The 18,381-nt window shown below is 73.2% G+C and carries 18 protein-coding genes and 1 tRNA gene; 6 read left to right on the top strand and 13 right to left on the bottom strand.

Annotation, left to right across the window (positions count from 1 at the left end; all coding sequences use genetic code 11):
• Window positions 1-54 precede the first annotated feature (54 nt).
• Genes ACPOLA_RS02725 through ACPOLA_RS02715 form a run of 3 tightly spaced genes read left to right on the top strand, consistent with a single transcriptional unit; the run spans window position 55 to window position 2,499 of the window.
• Window positions 55-1,269 (top strand): acetyl-CoA C-acetyltransferase, encoded by a 1,215-nt coding sequence (locus tag ACPOLA_RS02725; protein WP_435768850.1) that lies wholly within the window; start codon window positions 55-57, stop codon window positions 1,267-1,269.
• Between the two features lie 35 nt (window positions 1,270-1,304).
• Window positions 1,305-1,922, top strand: a complete 618-nt coding sequence (locus tag ACPOLA_RS02720) for a GNAT family N-acetyltransferase (RefSeq protein ID WP_435768849.1) — start codon at window positions 1,305-1,307, stop codon at window positions 1,920-1,922.
• Window positions 1,900-2,499, top strand: coding sequence for a MarR family winged helix-turn-helix transcriptional regulator (locus ACPOLA_RS02715; RefSeq protein WP_435768848.1), 600 nt, complete (start codon window positions 1,900-1,902; stop codon window positions 2,497-2,499). The genes ACPOLA_RS02720 and ACPOLA_RS02715 overlap by 23 nt, the downstream gene beginning before the upstream one ends.
• A gap of 300 nt (window positions 2,500-2,799) precedes the next feature.
• Here ACPOLA_RS02715 and ettA read toward each other — a convergent pair whose 3' ends face one another.
• The 5 genes from ettA to ACPOLA_RS02690 all read right to left on the bottom strand — a co-directional run bounded on the left by ettA (window position 2,800) and on the right by ACPOLA_RS02690 (window position 9,607).
• On the bottom strand, window positions 2,800-4,482 hold the full coding sequence (gene ettA / locus ACPOLA_RS02710) for an energy-dependent translational throttle protein EttA (RefSeq protein WP_435768847.1): 1,683 nt from the start codon (window positions 4,480-4,482) through the stop codon (window positions 2,800-2,802).
• A 73-nt stretch (window positions 4,483-4,555) separates the two neighbouring features.
• Complete coding sequence (locus ACPOLA_RS02705) at window positions 4,556-4,975, bottom strand: single-stranded DNA-binding protein (RefSeq protein WP_435768846.1); 420 nt, start codon at window positions 4,973-4,975, stop codon at window positions 4,556-4,558.
• Window positions 4,976-5,142: 167 nt separating this feature from the next.
• Window positions 5,143-6,735, bottom strand: coding sequence for a GTPase (locus tag ACPOLA_RS02700; protein ID WP_435768845.1), 1,593 nt, complete (start codon window positions 6,733-6,735; stop codon window positions 5,143-5,145).
• Window positions 6,732-8,489, bottom strand: a complete 1,758-nt coding sequence (locus tag ACPOLA_RS02695; RefSeq protein WP_435768844.1) for a dynamin family protein — start codon at window positions 8,487-8,489, stop codon at window positions 6,732-6,734. The genes ACPOLA_RS02700 and ACPOLA_RS02695 overlap by 4 nt, the downstream gene beginning before the upstream one ends.
• Window positions 8,486-9,607, bottom strand: a complete 1,122-nt coding sequence (locus ACPOLA_RS02690; protein WP_435768843.1) for a PrsW family intramembrane metalloprotease — start codon at window positions 9,605-9,607, stop codon at window positions 8,486-8,488. The genes ACPOLA_RS02695 and ACPOLA_RS02690 overlap by 4 nt, the downstream gene beginning before the upstream one ends.
• 57 nt (window positions 9,608-9,664) lie before the next feature.
• Here ACPOLA_RS02690 and ACPOLA_RS02685 point away from each other — a divergent pair, with 57 nt between their 5' ends.
• The gene (locus ACPOLA_RS02685) at window positions 9,665-11,083 is read left to right on the top strand and encodes an aminopeptidase P family protein (protein ID WP_435768842.1); all 1,419 of its coding nucleotides are present in this window, start codon (window positions 9,665-9,667) and stop codon (window positions 11,081-11,083) included.
• Window positions 11,084-11,111: 28 nt separating this feature from the next.
• Here the strand turns inward: ACPOLA_RS02685 and ACPOLA_RS02680 are convergent, their stop codons facing one another.
• From ACPOLA_RS02680 to ACPOLA_RS02660, 5 genes are all read right to left on the bottom strand, one after another.
• On the bottom strand, window positions 11,112-12,176 hold the full coding sequence (locus ACPOLA_RS02680; protein ID WP_435768841.1) for a phosphotransferase family protein: 1,065 nt from the start codon (window positions 12,174-12,176) through the stop codon (window positions 11,112-11,114).
• Entirely contained in the window at window positions 12,173-13,294 is a 1,122-nt protein-coding gene (locus tag ACPOLA_RS02675; protein ID WP_435768840.1) for a TIGR03857 family LLM class F420-dependent oxidoreductase, read from the bottom strand. Before ACPOLA_RS02675 ends, ACPOLA_RS02680 begins: the two co-directional genes overlap by 4 nt.
• A 71-nt stretch (window positions 13,295-13,365) precedes the next feature.
• Window positions 13,366-14,334 (bottom strand): alpha/beta hydrolase, encoded by a 969-nt coding sequence (locus tag ACPOLA_RS02670; RefSeq protein WP_435768839.1) that lies wholly within the window; start codon window positions 14,332-14,334, stop codon window positions 13,366-13,368.
• A gap of 56 nt (window positions 14,335-14,390) precedes the next feature.
• Entirely contained in the window at window positions 14,391-14,534 is a 144-nt protein-coding gene (locus ACPOLA_RS02665) for a hypothetical protein (RefSeq protein WP_435768838.1), read from the bottom strand.
• Between the two features lie 2 nt (window positions 14,535-14,536).
• Window positions 14,537-15,079 (bottom strand): DUF4396 domain-containing protein, encoded by a 543-nt coding sequence (locus ACPOLA_RS02660; protein ID WP_435768837.1) that lies wholly within the window; start codon window positions 15,077-15,079, stop codon window positions 14,537-14,539.
• 78 nt (window positions 15,080-15,157) lie between these two features.
• Between ACPOLA_RS02660 and ACPOLA_RS02655 the strand changes: the two genes are divergently transcribed.
• Both ACPOLA_RS02655 and ACPOLA_RS02650 read left to right on the top strand, forming a co-directional pair.
• A tRNA-Arg gene (locus tag ACPOLA_RS02655) sits at window positions 15,158-15,231 on the top strand.
• 61 nt (window positions 15,232-15,292) lie between these two features.
• A complete protein-coding gene (locus tag ACPOLA_RS02650) occupies window positions 15,293-15,943 on the top strand; it encodes a hypothetical protein (RefSeq protein ID WP_435768836.1) in 651 nt (216 codons plus the stop codon).
• 120 nt (window positions 15,944-16,063) lie between these two features.
• On the opposite strand, the gene ACPOLA_RS02645 is transcribed toward ACPOLA_RS02650, so the two are convergent.
• From ACPOLA_RS02645 to ACPOLA_RS02635, 3 genes are read right to left on the bottom strand one after another with little or no spacing between them, the layout of a single operon-like run.
• Entirely contained in the window at window positions 16,064-17,083 is a 1,020-nt protein-coding gene (locus ACPOLA_RS02645) for an adenosine deaminase (protein ID WP_435768835.1), read from the bottom strand.
• Window positions 17,084-17,092: 9 nt separating this feature from the next.
• On the bottom strand, window positions 17,093-17,836 hold the full coding sequence (locus tag ACPOLA_RS02640; RefSeq protein WP_435768834.1) for a DsbA family protein: 744 nt from the start codon (window positions 17,834-17,836) through the stop codon (window positions 17,093-17,095).
• Window positions 17,836-18,348, bottom strand: a complete 513-nt coding sequence (locus tag ACPOLA_RS02635) for a MauE/DoxX family redox-associated membrane protein (RefSeq protein ID WP_435768833.1) — start codon at window positions 18,346-18,348, stop codon at window positions 17,836-17,838. Before ACPOLA_RS02635 ends, ACPOLA_RS02640 begins: the two co-directional genes overlap by 1 nt.
• Between the last annotated feature and the right edge of the window lie 33 nt (window positions 18,349-18,381).

The following is an 18,381-nucleotide window of genomic DNA, read 5'->3' as shown; positions in this document are numbered from 1 at the left end:
CCTCCGGCCACTACGCTGGCCAGGTTCCGACATCCCGCTCACCGAGGAGTGCCCATGCCCGAGGCCGTCATCGTTTCCGCCGCCCGCACGCCGATCGGCCGCGCCAACAAGGGCTCGCTCAAGGACTTCCGGCCCGACGACCTCACCGCGTTCATCGCGCAGGCCGCCCTGGACAAGATCCCGGCCCTGGACCCCAACGACGTCGACGACTTCCTGCTCGGCTGCGGCCTTCCCGGCGGTGAGGCCGGCAACAACATGGCGCGGGTCGTGACGACGCTGATGGGCTACGAGATCCCCGGCGCCACCATCACCCGCTACTGCTCGTCCTCGGTGCAGACCTCCCGGATGGCGTTCCACGCGATCAAGGCCGGGGAGGGCGACGTCTTCATCTCCGCCGGGGTGGAGACGGTCTCCCGCTTCCAGTTCGGCACCTCGGACCACATCCCGAACACCAAGAACCCCAAGTTCGCGGACGCCCAGAAGCGCACCGAGGAGTACGCCAAGGGCGGCAAGGACTGGCACGACCCGCGGCAGGACGGCGAGCTGCCGGACATCTACATCGCGATGGGGCAGACCGCCGAGAACGTCGCCCGGCTGCGCGGGCTCAAGCGCGAGGACCTCGACCACTTCGGCGTCCGCTCGCAGAACCTGGCCGAGAAGGCCATCAACGACGGGTTCTGGGCCCGCGAGATCACTCCGGTGACCCTGCCGGACGGCACGGTCGTGAGCAAGGACGACGGTCCGCGGGCCGGCGTCACCTACGACAAGGTCAAGGACCTCGAGCCGGTGTTCCGTCCCGACGGCGTGGTGACGGCCGCCAACTGCTGCCCGCTGAACGACGGTGCCGCCGCCGTCGTGATCATGTCCGACACCAAGGCGGCCGAGCTGGGCCTGACCCCGCTGGCGCGGATCGTGTCGACCGGCGTCTCCGGCATCTCGCCCGAGACGATGGGCCTGGGCCCGGTGGAGGCGACCCGCAACGCGCTGAAGTACGCCGGCATGACGATCGACGACATCGACCTGGTCGAGATCAACGAGGCGTTCGGCGCGCAGGTGCTGCCCTCCGCCGAGGACCTCGGCATCGACATGGACAAGCTCAACATCAACGGCGGCGCGATCGCGGTGGGCCATCCGTTCGGCATGACGGGCGCGCGCCTGCAGAACACCATGCTCAACTCCCTCGACTGGCACGACAAGTCCACCGGCCTCATCACCATGTGCGTCGGCGGCGGCCAGGGGATGGCGATGATCCTGGAGCGTCTGGGCTGAGCCGAGCTGTCGGCGACGGGCCGTAGCCTCGGTGCATGAGCATCGAGGTGCGGCCCGCCGTCGACTTCGAGGACGTCCGGGCGCTCGTGGGACCCAAGCGGCCCGACGCGAGCGTCTGCTGGTGCCTGAGCTACCGGATCCCCTCCAAGCTCAACAACGAGCTCCGCGGACCCGCCCGCGGTGCCTATGTCGCCCGGCTGCTGGAGCAGGGCCCGCTGGGCGTCATCGCCTACGCCACCACCGGCACCGATGAGCCCGACGGAACCGACGGGGCCGCCGAGGAGCCCGTCGGCTGGGCGGCCGTCGCGCCGCGCGCCGACACCACCTTCGCGCGCAACCGCAGGATCCCGACGGTCGACGACCTCCCGGTCTGGTCGGTGTGGTGCATCCGGGTCCGGCCCGGCCACCGCGGCCGGGGCGTCTCGCACGCGCTGATCTCCGGCGCGGTCGACTTCGCACGCGACCACGGCGCGCCCGCGCTGGAGGCCTACCCGCTCGACAACCGCGGTGCCCGGGTCGACCTGACGATGGCCTATCCGGGTCTGCGGAGGAACTTCGAGGCGGCCGGCTTCCGCTACGTCACGGACACGACGTCGGTGCTCTCCGGCCACCCCCGGGTGCTGATGCGGCATGACCTGGGAGCGGCCCGGTGAGGCCGGTGCCGACGGCGTGGTGCCGCCGGACGTGGGGACGGCTCTTATAGTGGCGCGCGTGGATCACGAGGACACCGGGCGCGTGGCGTCGGGCCACGAGCCGCGGTGGCTCGACGAGGAGCAGCAGCAGACCTGGCGTGCGTTCATGCTCGGCACGACGCTGCTGCGCGACCGCATCGACGACGACCTCCGCCGCGCCCACGGCATCTCGGCCGTCGAGTACGAGATCCTGGTGCGGCTCTCCGAGGCGGGCGGCCAGCTGCGCATGGCGCGGCTCGCCGCCGCCCTGGCCCACAGCCGCAGCCGGGTCACCCACACGGTCAAGCGGATGGAGGCGGCCGGGCTGGTCGAGCGCACCGGATCGCCCGACGACGGCCGGGGCGTGGTCGCCCAGCTCACCCGGGGCGGCTCGGAGCTGCTCGCCACCGCCGCGCCGGACCATGTCGAGACGGTGCGCGACTACTTCGTGGACCTGGCGACGCCCGAGGACTTCGCGGCCGTGCGCCGGGTGATGGACGCGGTCGCGGACCGGCTGATCGCCGACCACCCCGAACGCGAGCTCCGCCACGAGCGGTAGCCGGTCCGCCCAGGCTCGCCCAACCAGCGCCGGAGACGCGCTCGGCCAGATGCAACCCGGCCGGCAGCGCGGCGGGAGGCGCCGCCGGCGAGCTTGCTCGCCTGGTCAGCGCCGGAGACGCGCTCGGCCAGATGCAACCCGGCCGGCAGCGCGGCGGGAGGCGCCGCCGGCGAGCTTGCTCGCCTGGTCAGCGCCGAAGACGCGCTCGGCCAGATGCAACCCGGCCGGCAGCGCGGCGGGAGGCGCCGCTGGCGAGCTTGCTCGCCTGGTCAGCGCCGAAGACGCGCTCGGCCAGAAGAGTCAGTCGCGGGTGAGGCGACGGTGGGTGACGCGGTGGGGGCGGGCCGCCTCGACACCGAGTCGCTCGATCTTGTTCTCCTCGTAGGAGGCGAAGTTGCCCTCGAACCAGAACCACGCGCCCTCGTCGTCCTCGGTGCCCTCCCAGGCGAGGATGTGGGTGGCGACGCGGTCGAGGAACCACCGGTCGTGCGAGGTGACCACCGCACAGCCGGGGAAGTCGAGCAGCGCGTCCTCCAGCGACGACAGGGTCTCGACGTCGAGGTCGTTGGTCGGCTCGTCGAGGAGCAGCAGGTTGCCGCCCTGCTTGAGGGTCAGCGCCAGGTTGAGCCGGTTGCGCTCGCCACCGGAGAGGACGCCGGCCTTCTTCTGCTGGTCGGGTCCCTTGAACCCGAACGACGCGACGTAGGCGCGGCTGTTCATCTCGAAGTTGGCGACCTTGATGAAGTCGAGCCCGTCGGAGACGACCTCCCAGACGTTCTTGTCGGGGTCGATCCCACCCCGGCTCTGGTCGACGTAGGAGATCTTCACCGTCTGGCCGACGACCAGCTCGCCGGCGTCGGGCTGCTCGCTGCCGGTGATCATCCGGAACAGCGTGGTCTTGCCGACGCCGTTGGGGCCGACGATCCCGACGATGCCGGCGCGGGGCAGGGAGAAGGAGATCTCGTTCCACAGCGTGCGGTCGTCGAAGCTCTTGGTGAGGCCCTTGGCCTCGAGCACCACGTCACCGAGCCGCGGACCGGGCGGGATGTTGATCTCCGCGCTGTCGATCTTGCGCGCCTTGTCGGCCTCGGCCGCCAGCTCCTCGTAGCGCGCCAGCCGGGACTTGGACTTGGTCTGCCGGGCCTTGGCGTTGGAGCGCACCCACTCCAGCTCCTTCTCCAGCATCTTGGCGCGCTTGGCGTCCTTGGCGCCCTCGACCTTGAGCCGCTCCTTCTTCGTCTCCAGGTAGGTGGAGTAGTTGCCCTCGTAGCCGTGGATCGAGCCGCGGTCGACCTCGGCGATCCACTGGGCGACGTTGTCGAGGAAGTAGCGGTCGTGGGTGACGGCCAGCACGGCGCCCGGATAGCTCTTCAGGTGGCCCTCGAGCCACTGGACCGACTCGGCGTCGAGGTGGTTGGTGGGCTCGTCGAGGAGCAGCAGGTCGGGCTGCTGGAGCAGCAGCTTGCAGAGCGCGACCCGGCGTCGCTCACCTCCGGAGAGGTTGTCGACGAGGGCGTCGGGCGGCGGGCAGCGCAGCGCGTCCATGGCCTGCTCGAGGCGGCTCTCGAGGTCCCAGACGTTGGCCGCGTCCAGCTCGCTCTGGAGGTTGCCCGCCTCCTCGGAGAGCGCGTCGATGTCGGCGTCCGGCTCGCCCATGGCGGCGTAGACCTCGTCGAGCCGGGCCTTCTTGGCCAGGATGTCGGCGACGGCCTCCTCGACGTTCTCGAGCACGGTCCGGCCCTCGCTGAGCGGCGGCTCCTGCTGGAGCATCCCGACCGTGGCGTCGGGGTCGCGGATGACGTCGCCGTTGTTGGGCTGGTCGAGGCCGGCCATCAGCTTGAGCAGCGACGACTTCCCCATGCCGTTGGGACCGACGACGCCGATCTTGGCGCCGTGGAGGAACGACAGGGTGACGTTGTCGAGGACGACCTTGTCGCCGTGGGCCTTCCGCACGTTGCGCAGGGACAGCACGTATTCCGCCATGGGGCAAGGCTACGCAGCGACCGGCGACCGGCCGTGCCCGGGGTGGTCGCCGGACACGGCCGGGCGCCGCGGCTCAGGCGGCCGGGCGGGAGGCCTCGGGTGCGACCGCGTCGCCCGGCGGCTCCGGCGCGCGGGACGCCTTCAGGAAGGTCGCCACACCACGGCTCAGGTCGTGGCCGAGGGTGATCGCGTCGATCTCGAGGGCGACCACCTCGATCCCCGACTTGTTCACGTAGGTGCGGTGGTTCAGCCGTCCGTGGACGAGCACGGGGTCGCCCTGCTTGAGCGACTTCGCGGCGTGCTCGGCCAGCCGGCGCCAGGCGCTGACGCCGTACCACTGGGTCTCCCCGTCGACCCACTCGTTGGTCGACGGCTTGCGCCGCCGCGGGGTCGAGCCCACGCGGAAGTTCAGCACCGGGTGACCGCTGACGTCGCGCATCATCGGCACGTTCCCGATCCAGCCCTGGATGGTGACCATGGTGTCGTTGGCCATCGTCTGTCCTCTCGTTCGTCTGCCGGGTCACCTCCGTGACCGGTCACGCCCGAGTCCACGCCGCGGGACCGACACCGGGGCAGGCAGCCGCGGGCCCCTGTGCAGGACGAGTACGACGCCCGGTCCTGTGGAGGCGCGGCGGCGCGGGGTGGGGCTGGTGTGGCGACTCAGCCCTTCGCGGCCGCGATGCCCCGGCGGAACCCGGCGAACGCGGCCAGCTCCTCGCGGACCGGTCGGACCACCTCCGCCTCGAGCACCCGCTGCACCGCGCTGCGCAGCTCGTCCTCGATCTCGTCCGCGCGCCGGCGCGCCAGCCGGCCGGCGAGCACCCGACCGACCGCCGCGAGCAGCAGGCCCAGCACCAGTCCGGCGACGGCCAGCACCGGCGGCACGGGGTAGCCCGCGATCTCGGGCAGGTCGCCGAGCCGGTCGCGGACCGCGGCGAGCCCCCACCAGGCCAGCCCACCCACGAGGGCGAGCAGCAGCAGACCGTGGAGCAGCCGCACCAGGGGGACCCAGAGCGGGAGCCGGCGGGTCACGTCGACCCGTCCGAGCTCGCGGTCGAGCCGGTCGTCGACCTCGTCGAGCCGCCCGGTCGCGACGTCGCGCACCATGCCGGCCCAGCGCGCACCCATCCCGCCGGTCACCTCGTCGACCAGCCCGCGGATCGCGGTGTCGACGGTGGCGCGGTCGACCGGCGCCACGGCGGGCCGGTCCAGTCCCTCGAGCTCGGGGTCCCGGCGCAGCAGCGAGAGCAGCGGCGGCCACACGACCGCTCGTCTCGCCTTGGCGCGGACGGTGCGCTCGACGCCGTCGACCACGACCGGCACCCCGGCCGCGTCGGCGGCGGCGTCCTCGAGGTCGCGGACCCGCTGGGTGGTCAGCTCGTGCGCCGGGCCGGCGCCCCCGGCGACCTCCAGCCGGGCGGCCGCCGCAGCGACGTCGGCCTCGGCGCGCGCGGTGGTGGCGCGCTTGCCCTCGACCCGGCTCCGGATCTCCTCCCGGAGGGCGTCCATGCCGATGCCCTCCTTGGCCGAGACGGCGAGCACGGGCACGTCGGGCAGGCCGTCGGCGGCGAGGAGGCGTCGTACGTCCTCCACCATGGACGCACGTCGGTCCTCCGGCACCGTGTCGATGTGGTTGAGGGCCACGAGCATGACGTCCTGGTGGGTGGCCATCGGCCGGAAGTAGCGGTCGTGGACGGCGGCGTCGGCGTACTTCTGCGGGTCGAGGATCCACACCAGCAGGTCGGCGACGGCCACCAGCCGGTCGACCTCGAGGTGGTGGGAGACCTCGGTCGAGTCGTGGTCGGGCAGGTCGAGCAGCACGACGCCGTCGAGGTCCTTGTCGTGGCGCTCGGTGTCGAGCATCGAGTCGCGCATGGTCTGGTGGCGCGGCGGGATGCCGATCCAGTCCAGGAGCTCCTCGGCTCCCTCGCTGCCCCAGACGGTCGCCGTGGCCCACGACGTGGTCGGGCGGCGGATGCCGACCGAGGAGAGCTCGAGGCCGGTCAGCGCGTTGTAGGTCGAGGACTTGCCGGAGCCGGTGGCCCCGGCGATCGCGACCACGGTGTGCCGGGCCGAGAGCTTGAGCCGTGCGGTGGCCCGGTCGGCGCTGGCGGCGACGTCGTCAAGCACCGGCTCCTCGACCCGGCCCCGGGCTGCGACGACGGCGTCGCCGAGGCCCGCGACCCGGTCGGCGATCGGGGTGCCCCTGATCGCCAGGTCGGCCGGCACCGCGTCCTCGAGACGTTGCGTCACAGGTGTCCCCCAGTTCCCTTCTTCGCAGCGGCGAACCGCAGGTCGTCGACCCGGCGCGCCGCCTGGCGCAGCTGGTCGGGCGCGTCCGGCTTCAGCTGCCACTGCGCCGCCGGGGCAAGGTAGCGAGCCCGCTCCTCCCCCAGCAACGTGGTGAGCCGGCGCGCGAGCGTGCCGCGGGCCTGCTCGACCAGGCGGTCGGCCGCGGCACGGCCGAGGGTGGTGTCGAGGAGCCCCCTGCCCAGGCGCACGGAGTCGGCCGCCTGGCCCGGCGAGTCACCGCCGAGTGCCACGACGGCCAGCGTCACCGCGAGGCCGCGGACCCCGATGGCCAGGAACCGGGAGCTGTGCCGCACGTCGTCGGCCTCCCCCTTGACCAGCTCCTGCAGCTCGTCGTGCCAGCCACGGACCTCCTGCTCGGTACGGCGGCGCAGGCCCCTCCCGGCGCGGGAGAGGTCGTCGGCGGTGGCCGCGAGCAGCGCCTCGCCGTGGCCCTTCTCGCGCCAGGCGCTCGCGGCGGCTGCGGCGGCACGGTCGGCACGGTCGGCGACGAGGGTCTCGAGCGCCATCTCGATGGCGAGCCCGACCCGCTCCGCCTGCTGCGGCTTGCCCTTGATGGCGTTGACGAGGCGCTCGCGCACGAAGCCCACCTTCGCCTCCAGCGTCCGCACCAGCTCGCCGGAGCCCACGAACTCCTGCCACCGGGCGAGCAGGTCACCGCGCAGCAGCGTGCCGTCGGCGGCGGCGGCGAGGAGGCCGGCCTGCGCGTCGTCGTACACGCGGTCGGCGAGGCCGAGCAGATCGGCGACCGCGTCGACCTGGAGGGCGGCGGCGTCGGCGATGGGGAACGCCTTCCGGGTCACGGTCCGCACGGCGCCGGCGACGGTCTGGTTGACGATCTCGCGCCGGGCCGCGGCGTCGGCCGCCAGGGCCTCGAGCCAGCCCCGCACCTCCGCGGCGTACGACGCGGGCAGCAGGCCGTCGTCGCTCACCGTGCCGTGGGCGACCGCGAAGAGCGGGCTGTCCTTGAGCCCCCGGGCCGCCATCATCCGGGCGAGGTGCACCGACACGGTCGCCGCGTCCTCCGTCGGCGTCCGGCTGAGCACCAGGGCCACCGCGGTGTTGCGGTCGACGGCGAGCTTCAGGTGCTCCCACGGCACCTGGTCGGAGTAGCGGGCGGCGGAGGTCACGAACAGCCACAGGTCGGCGGCGGCCAGCAGCTGGCGCGCGAGCTCGCGGTTGCGCGTCTCGACGGAGTCGACGTCGGGGGCGTCGAGGATCGCCAGCCCCTTGGGCACGCGTGCGCTCGCCACCAGCTGGATCGAGCTCTGGTCGGTCGTCGGCTGCGCGACCCGGCGCAGGTCCGGCAGCAGCCGCTCGGGCCCGAACCACCGGGCGTCGTCGGGGTGGTGCACGAGGACGGGCGACATGGTGGTCGGCCGGAGCAGCCCGGGCGTGGTGACCTTCTCGCCGACCAGGGTGTTGACCAGGGTGGACTTGCCGGCGCCGGTGGAGCCGCCCACCACGACCAGCAGCGGAGCGCCGAGCTCGGTGAGCCGCGGGATGATGTAGTCCTCGAGCTGCTCGATGACCTGCTCGCGCGCCTCGCGCAGCGGGCCGACGCCCGGCAGGTCGAGCGGCAGCGGGGCGCTGCGCAGCGAGCCGTGCAGCCGGACCACCTCGGTCAGCAGCTTGCCGGCGAGCTCGTCGCCGGTGAGGTCGACGCCGCTCGTCGAGGCCTGATGTCCGGGTGTCATCGCTGGGGCACCACCTGTCCGGGGAACGCGATGCGGGGGCGAGCCGCCTGGATGCGGCCGAGGAAGCCCTGCCCGCGGTGTTGCCAGTCCGGCGGCGCGGTGCCGCGGAGCAGGCGATGGTGCAGGTAGGCGAGCTCGATCGCGGCCTGCTGGTAGTCACGCATCGCCCGCTCGGCGGCCGGGCCGCCGGTCGCCCGGGCGTGTCTGCGAGCCAGGCGCCGGGCCCGCAGGTCCACGACCCACCCGATGTCGGTGGCCGGGATCAGGTCGCGGCTGGCCGCGTCGGCGAGGGCCATCCGCAGGAGGTGCGCCTCGGTCTCCCGCGACCACCAGGCGAGGGCGATCATCCCGACGAAGGCCGGGGCCATGATCACCACGTAGACGACCGCGAAGCCCCCGAAGCCGAGGACTGTGGAGCCGTTCCACAGCCCGTGCGCGAGGACCGCGGCGGCGTAGCCGCCCACCGGCGCCAGCACGCGTACGGCCCTGCTGCGGGAGGCCACGGCCAGGCCGATGCCGACGCCCAGGAAGGCCGTGAAGAGCGGGTGCGCGAACGGGCTGACCACGCACCGGAGCAGGAACGTGCCGGTGACCGCCTCGATGCCGCCGGGCCCGAGGCCGTCGGTGCCGTTGTAGGCGGCGGCGAGGTAGAGGATGTTCTCGGTGAAGGCGAACCCCACGCCCACCATCCCGGCATAGACGAGGCCGTCGAGGATCCCGTCGAACTCGGCGCGGCGCCACCACAGGAGGAGGAGCAGGAACAGGCCCTTGGTGGCCTCCTCGACGACCGGGGCCGCGACGGCGAGCGAGAAGGTGTCGGTCCAGCCGACCAGCAGCCCGCCCAGTCCCTGGACGACGACGGCGGCGACGGTCGCGACGAAGGCTCCCCACAGCAGCGCCAGCGCGAGGTTCGTCTTGGGCTCGGGCTCGTAGCGGTCGAGCCACAGGTAGGCCGCGACGACCGGCCCGACCGGCAGGGCTGCCAGCGCCGCCGCGAGCAGCGTGATGTCGGGCGCGCCACTGAGCGCGAGCACGGTCACCGTCACCAGCGCCCCGACGGCGACGGCGGCGGTCACCACGACGGTGAACGCGACGCTGTCGCGGGACGACGTTGACATGGACGGCAGCCTATCGGGACCGGACCGGGCGCCCCGGACGCGGCGTACAGTGGCGGGGTGAGTGAAGAGACCCCGGACACCACGCCGACCACCAACGTCGAGCAGCACGACCCGGCGGTCCCGGAGGCGTACGCCGCGTTCATGCGCACGGGCTGGGACGACCGCGACGAGGTCGTCGAGCGCCACCCCGTCGCCGCGGTCGCGGCCGAGCGGCGGGCCCGGCTCGCAGCGGCGTTCCCGGGCGAGCGGCTGGTGCTGCCCGCCGGCGGCTACAAGGTCCGCGCCTACGACACCGACTACCGCTTCCGCGCCGACACCGCGCACGCCTACTTCTCCGGCAACCAGACCTCCGACGCGGTGCTGGTGATCGAGCCCGACGGGTCCTCGGTGCTCTACGCGCGACCCCGGGCGGGCCGCGAGAGCGACGAGTTCTTCCGCGACCGGCAGTACGGCGCCCTCTGGGCAGGCAAGCGGCCGTCGGCCGCGGAGCTGGAGGCCGCCCTCGACCTGCCGGTGCGCCATGTCGACCGGCTCGACCTGTCGGATGCCGCCAAGACCCGCGTGCTGCGCGGGGTGTCCCCGGTGGTCGACTCGAGCGTGCCGGCCGACGAGGCCAGGGACCGCGAGCTCGCGCGGGTCGCGTCGGAGATGCGGCTGGTCAAGGACGCCTGGGAGCTCGACGAGCTGCAGCGCGCGGTGGACTGGACGGTGCTCGGCTTCGAGGACTGCGTGCGCGAGTGGCCGCGGGTCGTCGAGCACGGCGAGCGCTGGCTCGAGGGCACCTTCTTCCGCCGGGCCCGCACGATGGGCAACGACCTGGGCTACGACTCGATCGTCGCCGGCGGCTCCCACGCCACCACGCTGCACTGGATCGAGAACTCGGGCCCGATCGTCCCGGGCGAGCTGGTGCTCTGCGACATGGGGGTCGAGGGCCACAACCTCTACACCGCCGACGTGACGCGCACGCTGCCCGTCTCCGGCACGTTCACCTCCCTCCAGCGCGACCTCTACTCCCTGGTGCTGCAGGCGCAGGAGGCCGGGCTGGCCGCGCTCCGGCCCGGTGCCCGGTTCCTCGCCGGCCACGAGGCGGCGATGGAGGTCCTCGCGCACGGCCTGGGCGACCTCGGACTGCTCCCCGTCTCCGTCGACGAGGCGCTCTCCCCCGACTCCCGGGTCTACGCGCGGTGGACGCTCCACGGCACCAGCCACATGCTCGGCATGGACGTCCACGACTGCGGCCAGGCCGCGCCCGACTCCTACCGCGACGGCACCCTCGCCGAGGGCATGGTCCTCACCGTGGAGCCCGGCCTCTACTTCCAGGCCGACGACCTGCTCGTCCCCGAGGAGCTCCGCGGCATCGGCATCCGGATCGAGGACGACGTCGTCGTCACCGCCGACGGCGTCCGCAACATGTCGTCCGCCCTGCCTCGCACCCCCGACGCCGTCGAGGAGTGGATGGCGCGGCTCCAGGGCTGAGGGCTCCCGGGCGTCGTCCACCGGCGTCTCAGACCAGCTCGAGCGTCCCCAGCTCACGGATCGCAGCGCAGCAGCGGGCCGTCATCACCGCGAACATGCGATCCCCCCGCTCGGTGCGCGTGCCGTAGGCCTGCCCGAACACCGAGACCAGCGGCCCCTGGAGCATCGCGAAGCGGTAGTCGTCCCAGCACTCCTCCAGGGAGTACGACGCCACGCCGTGAACCGTGAGCGCCGCGTGGTAGGCCGCGACCAGCGACCGCTCGGCCGCTCGCCGCTCCGCGGGGTCGAGGCTGGTGCTCACGACGTACGCCAAGTCCCGTGCCGGGAGGGCGAGCGAGAGCGTCTGCCAGTCCACCGCCACCACTCCCGGGCCGCCGTCGGCGGGGAACAGCAGGTTGTCCAGCCGGTAGTCACCGTGCACCAGGCCGAACCGCTCGGACCGGCCGAGCGCCCAGCGCGCGATCAGCGACGGGATGTCCCGCACCGTCGCGGCGTCCTCGACCGACAGCAGGTCACCGAGGTTGGCGAGGAACAGCTCCACGGCCGGCCCGAGGAGGTCCGCCAGCAGCTCCGCGTCCTCCGGTCCGTTGAGGGCCATGCCTTCGATGTCGAGCAGCGCGGGATCGCACCAGCGAGGACCGTGCAGGCCCGCGAGGTTGATCACCGCGTCCTCGGCCTGCGCGACCGAGCAGCCCGCGATCTGGTCGCCCTGCGCCGCGGGAGCCAGGTCCTCCAGCAGGAGCACGAAGTCGCCGCCGTCGGACGCGACGGCCGCGTAGTGCAGGCGCGGGACGCGGACCGCGACCGTCGGCGCGATGCTCGCGTAGAACCGCACCTCCGTGCGGTAGGGGTTGGCGAGCAGCGCCCGCGCCGCAGGGTCGACGGCCGGCAGCTTCGCCAGCACGCTGGCGGGCAGCGCGGGGTCGCCGCTCAGGGCCAACCGGTAGCAGGTGCCGATCTGGCCGGTGCCGACCGGCGTCGCGCTCACCGCGGTCACCTCGGCGCCGAGCGCCCCGCTCAGCCAGGCGGGAGTCAGCTCGGCGACCTCGGTGACGAGGTCCGGGCTGGGACGCAGCCCGGTCGGCGCGGTCATCGTCGTGCTCCCGCGAGTCCGGCGGCCGTCCAGCCGGGGTTGGTGGGCAGGCCGGCGAGGGCACCCGCGTCCCGCTCCGGGCGCCACGCGTCGACCACCGGCACGAGCTCGCTCGGGGTCGCACCGTGCAGCACGACGGAGTCGGCGCCGGCGTCGAGCTGGTCCTGGATCCGGCGGGCGCACCGGTCCGCCGGACCGGTTGCCGACGCCTCGAGCCACTCGACGGGAAGCGCCTCGTCACGCAGCCGGGACAGCTCCGCGACCGTGCCGACCGCGTCGAAGGCCCCGGAGGAGTCCGTGACGAGCGGGTGCTCGCGGAACCTCTTGAGGGCGTCCAGCGACCATCCGTTGGCGCGCACCAGCACCTCGCCGTACCCCTGCAGGTAGGTCGCGAGCCGGCCGACCAGCTTGCGCAGCCGGGCCTCCTCCGGGATCGAGTCCTCCACCGTGGCCAGGACCGACCAGATCCGCACGGACGCCGGGTCGCGGCCGGCCCGCTCGGCTGCCGTGCGGACCGTGGTGACGGCGCGCGCGAGGGTCTCGTCGGTGAGGAAGGTGTGGAGCACGACGCCGTCGGCCACCCGGCCGGCCAGGGCCAGGGACCGCTCGCCGATCGCCATCATCAGCACCGGGATGTCCTCGGCGAAGGAGGGGTCCTGGGAGAGGTAGGGATAGTCGCCCGCAGGACCGGAGTGACCGAACGCCTCGCCCCGCCAGAGCCGCCGGTAGATCGAGATCGCGTCCTCCAGCTGCGCGCCGGTCACCCGACGCAGCCCCATCACGTCGAACAGGAGGTCGAAGCCGCGACCGAGCCCGAACGCGTAGCGGCCGCCGGTGAGCCGGTGCATCGTGGTCGCCAGGGTCGCGGTGACCAGCGGATGCCGGGTGTTGTGGTTGGTGGCGGCGGTCGCGATGCCGATCCGCTCGGACGCGGCCGCGGCCGCGCCCGCCATCACGCCGGCGTCCTTGACGTTGAAGCGCTCGGACAGGAACAACGAGCCGATGCCCATCCGCTCGGCCTCGCGCACCTCGCCGAGGAGGTCGCGGGGAGTCGAGGTGTGGCCGGCGAGGCCGTAGCAGGCGAGCTCGGGCAGGTCCTGGGCTGGGCTGCTGGTCACCCGGCCAGCATCGCATCGCACTGGACAGGCGTCCAGTCACTTGACCAACGAAGCGGGCCCGCCGGCGCGGATCACGCCGAGGCGACCGACCCGACCGACCCGACCGCGTCCCGGACCCGCGCCACGTGGGCCCGGCAGATGGGCAGGTCGCCGGCGTGCTTGTAGCCGTGGACCGCGCCTGCGATCACGTGGAGGTCGGTGGGCACACCGGCGTGGATCAGGCGGCGGGCGTAGGCGATGTCCTCGTCGAGGAAGAGGTCGAGGTTGCCGACCTCGAGATAGGTGGGCGGCAGGCCGCGCAGGTCCTCCGCGCGCGCCGGCGAGGCGTACGGCGACACCCCCGGGCCTCCCGGCTCCCTGCCGAGCAGGCTGCGCCAGCCGAACCGGTTGGAGCCGGGGGTCCACATGAACTGCCCGGCAAAGGGGCTCAGCTCGGCGCCCGGCGCCGCGGTGCGGTCGTCGAGCATCGGGTAGACGAGCACCTGCTTGGCGACGGCCAGCTCCGCTCGATCGCGGGCCAGGGTGCTGAGCGCGGCCGCCAGTCCCCCGCCGGCGCTCTCGCCACCGACCAGGACCCGCGCGCGGTCGACGCCCAGCTCGTCCGCGTGCTGGTGCACCCAGCGGAGGGCCGCGTAGCAGTCCTCGACCGGCGCGGGATGGGGGTGCTCGGGCGCCAGCCGGTAGTCGACGCTGACGCCGACCACGCCGAGCTCGACGGCGAGGTCCGCGAGGAACGGGACCTCCTGCTCGGCCTGACCGACGAGATAGCCGCCACCGTGCATCCAGACCAGCGCCGCGCGACCTGCCGGCCGGTCGGTCGCGTCCGGCCGGACGACGACCAGCGGGACGTCGTACTCCTCCTGGGCCGAGCGCGCCGTCGCACGCGTCAGGCGGCAGCCAGCATGGTCCAGGGGCGTGGCCGCGATCATCCGGCCCAACAGCTCCCGGGTCTCGGTGAGGGCCTCCGCGTCGAGGTCCAGGGGCGGCAGCGAGTCGACGAAGGGCAGCAGGTCGGGGTCGACGAGGTGACGCGTGGGCACGGTGGGAGGCTACGGCCCCCGTGGGCGCCCCGTGCGCCCCGTGGGACTCCTGGGGCTCAGCGCGACTCGACGACGACGTGCTGGCCGACCCCGTGGCTGGGGGCCGGCTCGCCGTCGTCCTGCAGCGACGCGGCCGTGGAGACCACGAGCCCGCCGAGCAGGAAGCCGATCACGCCCGCGGCGAGAGTGTTGGTGTTCATGGTCAGTGCTCCGATCCGTGGTGCTGGTGCCCGCCGTGGCCGGCGTGACCCTGCTGGGGGTCGTGCGGGGCGGTCGCCGAGTGGGAGGCGTGGGACGTGTCGCCGCCGCCGTGGTGGGCGTGGTGGAGGGCGTGCCCCTTGCCGCGCTCGATGAGGTAGCGGTTGACGGGGAACGCCGCGACGAAGGCGGCGGAGAGGGCGACGATCATGGCGATCCAGAAGACCGGGCTCACCAGGCCGGCGTCCATGGCGCCGGGCACGGCGGCCATCACCGAGTTGTCGACGACCTCCATCACCACGATGGAGATGGTGTCGGCGGCGAGCACCAGCCGGAGGGCTTGGCCGAGCCGCATCCCCTCCCGCAGCAGAGGAAGCGACGACAGCAGGTAGCCGAACAGGAAGGCGAGGCCGACCGCCAGGGCGATGGTCGCCCCGGCGGAGAGGCCGATCGCGGTGCCGATCATCAGGCCGAGGATCTCTCCGATGGCGCAGCCGGTGAGGCAGTGCAGCGTTGCGCTCGCTGCGATGGCGTTGCGTGGGCTCATGACCACCGAACATATACCCCCCGCGGGTATATTCCCACTCCCCGTCGGTCGGTCGGTGGGATACTGGGCGCGCGCCGAGCCTCCGTAGCTCAATTGGATAGAGCAGCCGGTTTCTACCCGGCTGGTTGCGGGTTCGACTCCTGCCGGGGGCGCTGACCGACCACACGTCGGCCGACCGTTATCGCTGCGTCGGCAGCGGGTACCGAGCACGGCATGGCCAATCCCGTGATCACCACTGCTGCCGACGCCGCCGGACGCGCGCTCTCCTCGATCACCAGCGGTCTCGCGGCGATCCGGCCGAGCGAGAAGCCGCTGCATCCCGACGGGGAGATGTTCAGCGGGCGACTCGTGCGCCCGGGGTCCGAGGAGAACACCGGCGTGCCGTGGTTCGACCAGCCCGGCCAGGACGAGGTGCTGGTCCGCGTCTCCCGCGCCATCGGCCTCCCGCACCCGATTCCCGACATCCACGGCCTCGCACTCCGCCTGCGCAAGGGCCAGACCAGGTACGGCGACCTGCTGCTCGCCACCACCGGCTGGGACCGGGTGACCCGCCACCTGCTGATGCCGTCATGGAACCCCGACTGGCCGCTCACCAGCCTCCTCCCCTACCGCAGCCCGATCGGCCCGGTCGTGCTCGGCGCCCGGCCGATCGACGAGCGCGGGTACGAGCTGTGCTGGGCCCCGATGGGCAAGGGCTGGCACACGCTCGGCGAGCTCACCCTCGACGACCCGCTGCCCGAGGGGGAGCAGGTCTCCTTCGACCCGGTGCTCAACCCCCTGCCCGGCCTGCAGCAGTACACCTGGGTCGAGCGGCTGCGTGAGCGCTCCTACGCCCGCGCGCGGACGATGCGCGACGCCGGCTGACCCGCCGGACGGCGCGCCTCCGCCTCGGCGGGCACGTGCGGCCCTACAAAGGACAGTGGCCCCGCGGAAGTATGAGATCCGCGGGGCCCCGTCCGCCTTCGTCCCCTTCTCGGCGGCCGGTCAGGCGTGGTCGTCGATCTCCTGGAGCAGCCGCGCCCTGACGTCGTCGGGGGCGAACGACGCGCGCACGGCCGCGCGCGCCAGCTCGGCGACGCCGGCCCGGTCGAGACCGAGCAGCTCGGCTGCGATCTCGTACTCCCGGTTCAGCGTGGTGCCGAACATCGGCGGGTCGTCGGAGTTGATCGTCACCACCACGCCCGCCTCGACGAACTGCGGCAGCGGGTGCTCCGCCAGGGACGCCACCGCGCGGGTGGCGACGTTGGACGACGGGCACACCTCCAGCGGGATCCCCCGCTCGGCGAGGTGGGCGAGCAGCTCCGGGTCCTGGGCCGCCGACGTGCCGTGACCGATCCGCTCGGCACCCAGGTCGCGCAGCGACGTCCAGATGGTCGCGGGACCGGTCGTCTCGCCCGCATGCGGCACGGAGTGCAGGCCGGCCGCCCTGGCCTGGTCGAAGTGGGAGCGGAACTGCTCGCGCGGCACGCCGACCTCCGGTCCACCCAGTCCGAAGGCGACCAGACCTTCGGGCCGGTGGTCCAGCGCGAAGCGCAGGGTCGCGTCCGCGGACGGCACGCCCGCCTCGCCGGGGATGTCGTAGATCCAGCGCAGCACGATGCCCAGGTCGCGCTCGGCGGCGACCCGGGCGTCCTCGATCGCCTCGGTGTAGGCCTCGATCGGCATGCCCCGGTCGGTCGTGTCCGGCAGCACCGACGTGTACGGCGTGCAGGTGAGCTCGGCGTACCGCACCGACTGCTCGACGGCCAGCTCGCGCGCGATCTCGTAGGTGAGGTAGCGGACGTCCTCCGGCGTGCGCACCAGGTCGACGACGGCCAGGTAGACCTCGATGAAGTGGGCGAAGTCGCGGAACGCGAAGAAGTCGCGGAGGGCGGCGGGATCCGCCGGCACGACGCCGGGATGGCGCTCGGCCAGCTCGGCGACGATCCGAGGCGACGCCGAGCCGACGTGGTGGACGTGGAGCTCGGCCTTGGGCAGTGCGGCGATGAAGTCCGTCAGGTCCATGCGTGCTCCTCAGTCCACTGCGGCGATCAGGTTCGCGGCCAGCTCGTCGACGGTGCGCCCGTCGTTGAAGACCTCTCCGTCGACCAGGATGGTGGGCGTGCCGGACACGCCGGCCTCCGTGGCCTCGGCCGTGGCCTGGTCGACCCAGGACCGCTGGGCCAGGCTCTCGATGCCGTCGCGGACCTCGGCCTCCTCGGCGCCGGCCTCGACCGCCAGGTCGACCAGGTCCTCGTCGGTGACCGAGTCGGGGTCCGACTCCGGGGGCTGGTGCTCGAAGAGGAGGTCGTGGTACCTCTTCGCGACCTCGGGACCTGCCGCGTCGAGCACGACGGCGAACGCGTTGGTGGAGCGCAGGGAGTAGTCGCCCACCTGGCTCAGCAGCTCGAAGGGGCGGTACTCCACCCGGACCTTGTCGTCGGCGGCGAGCTCCGCCAGGTCGTCGCGGGTCCGGTCCTCGAGCTCGCCGCAGTAGGGGCAGAGGAAGTCCTCGTAGATCACCACGGTGTGCGGTGCGTCCTCCGGTCCGATGGCCACGCCGTAGTCGCTCGCCCGGCCTGCCGCCGCCTCGAGGTCCTGCTCCTTCTCGTTCTGCTGCCAGACCGTGTAGCCGATGATGCCGCCGACGACCAGCGCCATCGCCAGCACCACGCCGCCGATGGTCAGCAGCCGCCGCTGCCGCTCCTTCTTGAGCTGGGCCGCGCGCATCTCGGCCGACTTCCTGGCCCGCGCGGTGGCCTTCGAGCTCGACGACATCAGATCACTCCTTCTTCCTGGCCCAGGTCCTCGGCGACGCGGTCCCGGGGCCGACGGTCGAACAGTACGGAATCGAGGGCGAGCGCCGTGCGGCGCAGCGCCACGAGCACCAGGGAGGCGGCCAGCAGCGCGGCGTCGCGGGCGATCTCCCACGGGTAGGCCGACGCCGCGCCCGGCTGCGCGCCACCGCCGCCGAAGCAGCCGCAGTCGATCTCGATGCCTCGCGCCCAGACCGAGGCGATGCCGACGATGAAGGCCAGGAACAGCACGGCCGAGGCGGCTCCGGCGAACCGCGTGGCCACGCCCAGGACCAGCGCCAGCCCGACCGCCACCTCGATGCCGGGCAGCGCGAGACCGACGACCTCGGCGAGCGAGGACGGCAGCAGCTCGTAGGCGCGGACGGCGGCGACGCTCGCGTCCGGGTCGTCGATCTTCAGCGCGCCCGCGACGAGCCAGACGCCGCCGGTGACCAGTCGGGCGAGCAGCCCCACCCATGCCAGCGCGCCGTTCACTCCACCGAGGCTAGTGGGCTCCGCTGAGCGGCT

Source organism: Nocardioides proteolyticus (assembly GCF_051280635.3).
In the GTDB taxonomy this organism is placed as follows: domain Bacteria; phylum Actinomycetota; class Actinomycetes; order Propionibacteriales; family Nocardioidaceae; genus Nocardioides.
This window is presented reverse-complemented; position numbering and strand designations above follow the sequence as displayed.

Coding starts and splice junctions, on each gene's coding strand:
- ACPOLA_RS02720 (WP_435768849.1), top strand. CDS start 1,305: ATGAGCATCGAGGTGCGGCCCGCCGTCGACTTCGAGGACGTCCGGGCG.
- ACPOLA_RS02725 (WP_435768850.1), top strand. CDS start 55: ATGCCCGAGGCCGTCATCGTTTCCGCCGCCCGCACGCCGATCGGCCGC.
- ACPOLA_RS02715 (WP_435768848.1), top strand. CDS start 1,900: ATGACCTGGGAGCGGCCCGGTGAGGCCGGTGCCGACGGCGTGGTGCCG.
- ACPOLA_RS02690 (WP_435768843.1), bottom strand. CDS start 9,607: ATGTCAACGTCGTCCCGCGACAGCGTCGCGTTCACCGTCGTGGTGACC.
- ACPOLA_RS02705 (WP_435768846.1), bottom strand. CDS start 4,975: ATGGCCAACGACACCATGGTCACCATCCAGGGCTGGATCGGGAACGTG.
- ACPOLA_RS02680 (WP_435768841.1), bottom strand. CDS start 12,176: ATGACCGCGCCGACCGGGCTGCGTCCCAGCCCGGACCTCGTCACCGAG.
- ACPOLA_RS02660 (WP_435768837.1), bottom strand. CDS start 15,079: ATGAGCCCACGCAACGCCATCGCAGCGAGCGCAACGCTGCACTGCCTC.
- ACPOLA_RS02650 (WP_435768836.1), top strand. CDS start 15,293: ATGGCCAATCCCGTGATCACCACTGCTGCCGACGCCGCCGGACGCGCG.
- ettA (WP_435768847.1), bottom strand. CDS start 4,482: ATGGCGGAATACGTGCTGTCCCTGCGCAACGTGCGGAAGGCCCACGGC.
- ACPOLA_RS02665 (WP_435768838.1), bottom strand. CDS start 14,534: ATGAACACCAACACTCTCGCCGCGGGCGTGATCGGCTTCCTGCTCGGC.
- ACPOLA_RS02695 (WP_435768844.1), bottom strand. CDS start 8,489: ATGACACCCGGACATCAGGCCTCGACGAGCGGCGTCGACCTCACCGGC.
- ACPOLA_RS02640 (WP_435768834.1), bottom strand. CDS start 17,836: ATGTCGTCGAGCTCGAAGGCCACCGCGCGGGCCAGGAAGTCGGCCGAG.
- ACPOLA_RS02645 (WP_435768835.1), bottom strand. CDS start 17,083: ATGGACCTGACGGACTTCATCGCCGCACTGCCCAAGGCCGAGCTCCAC.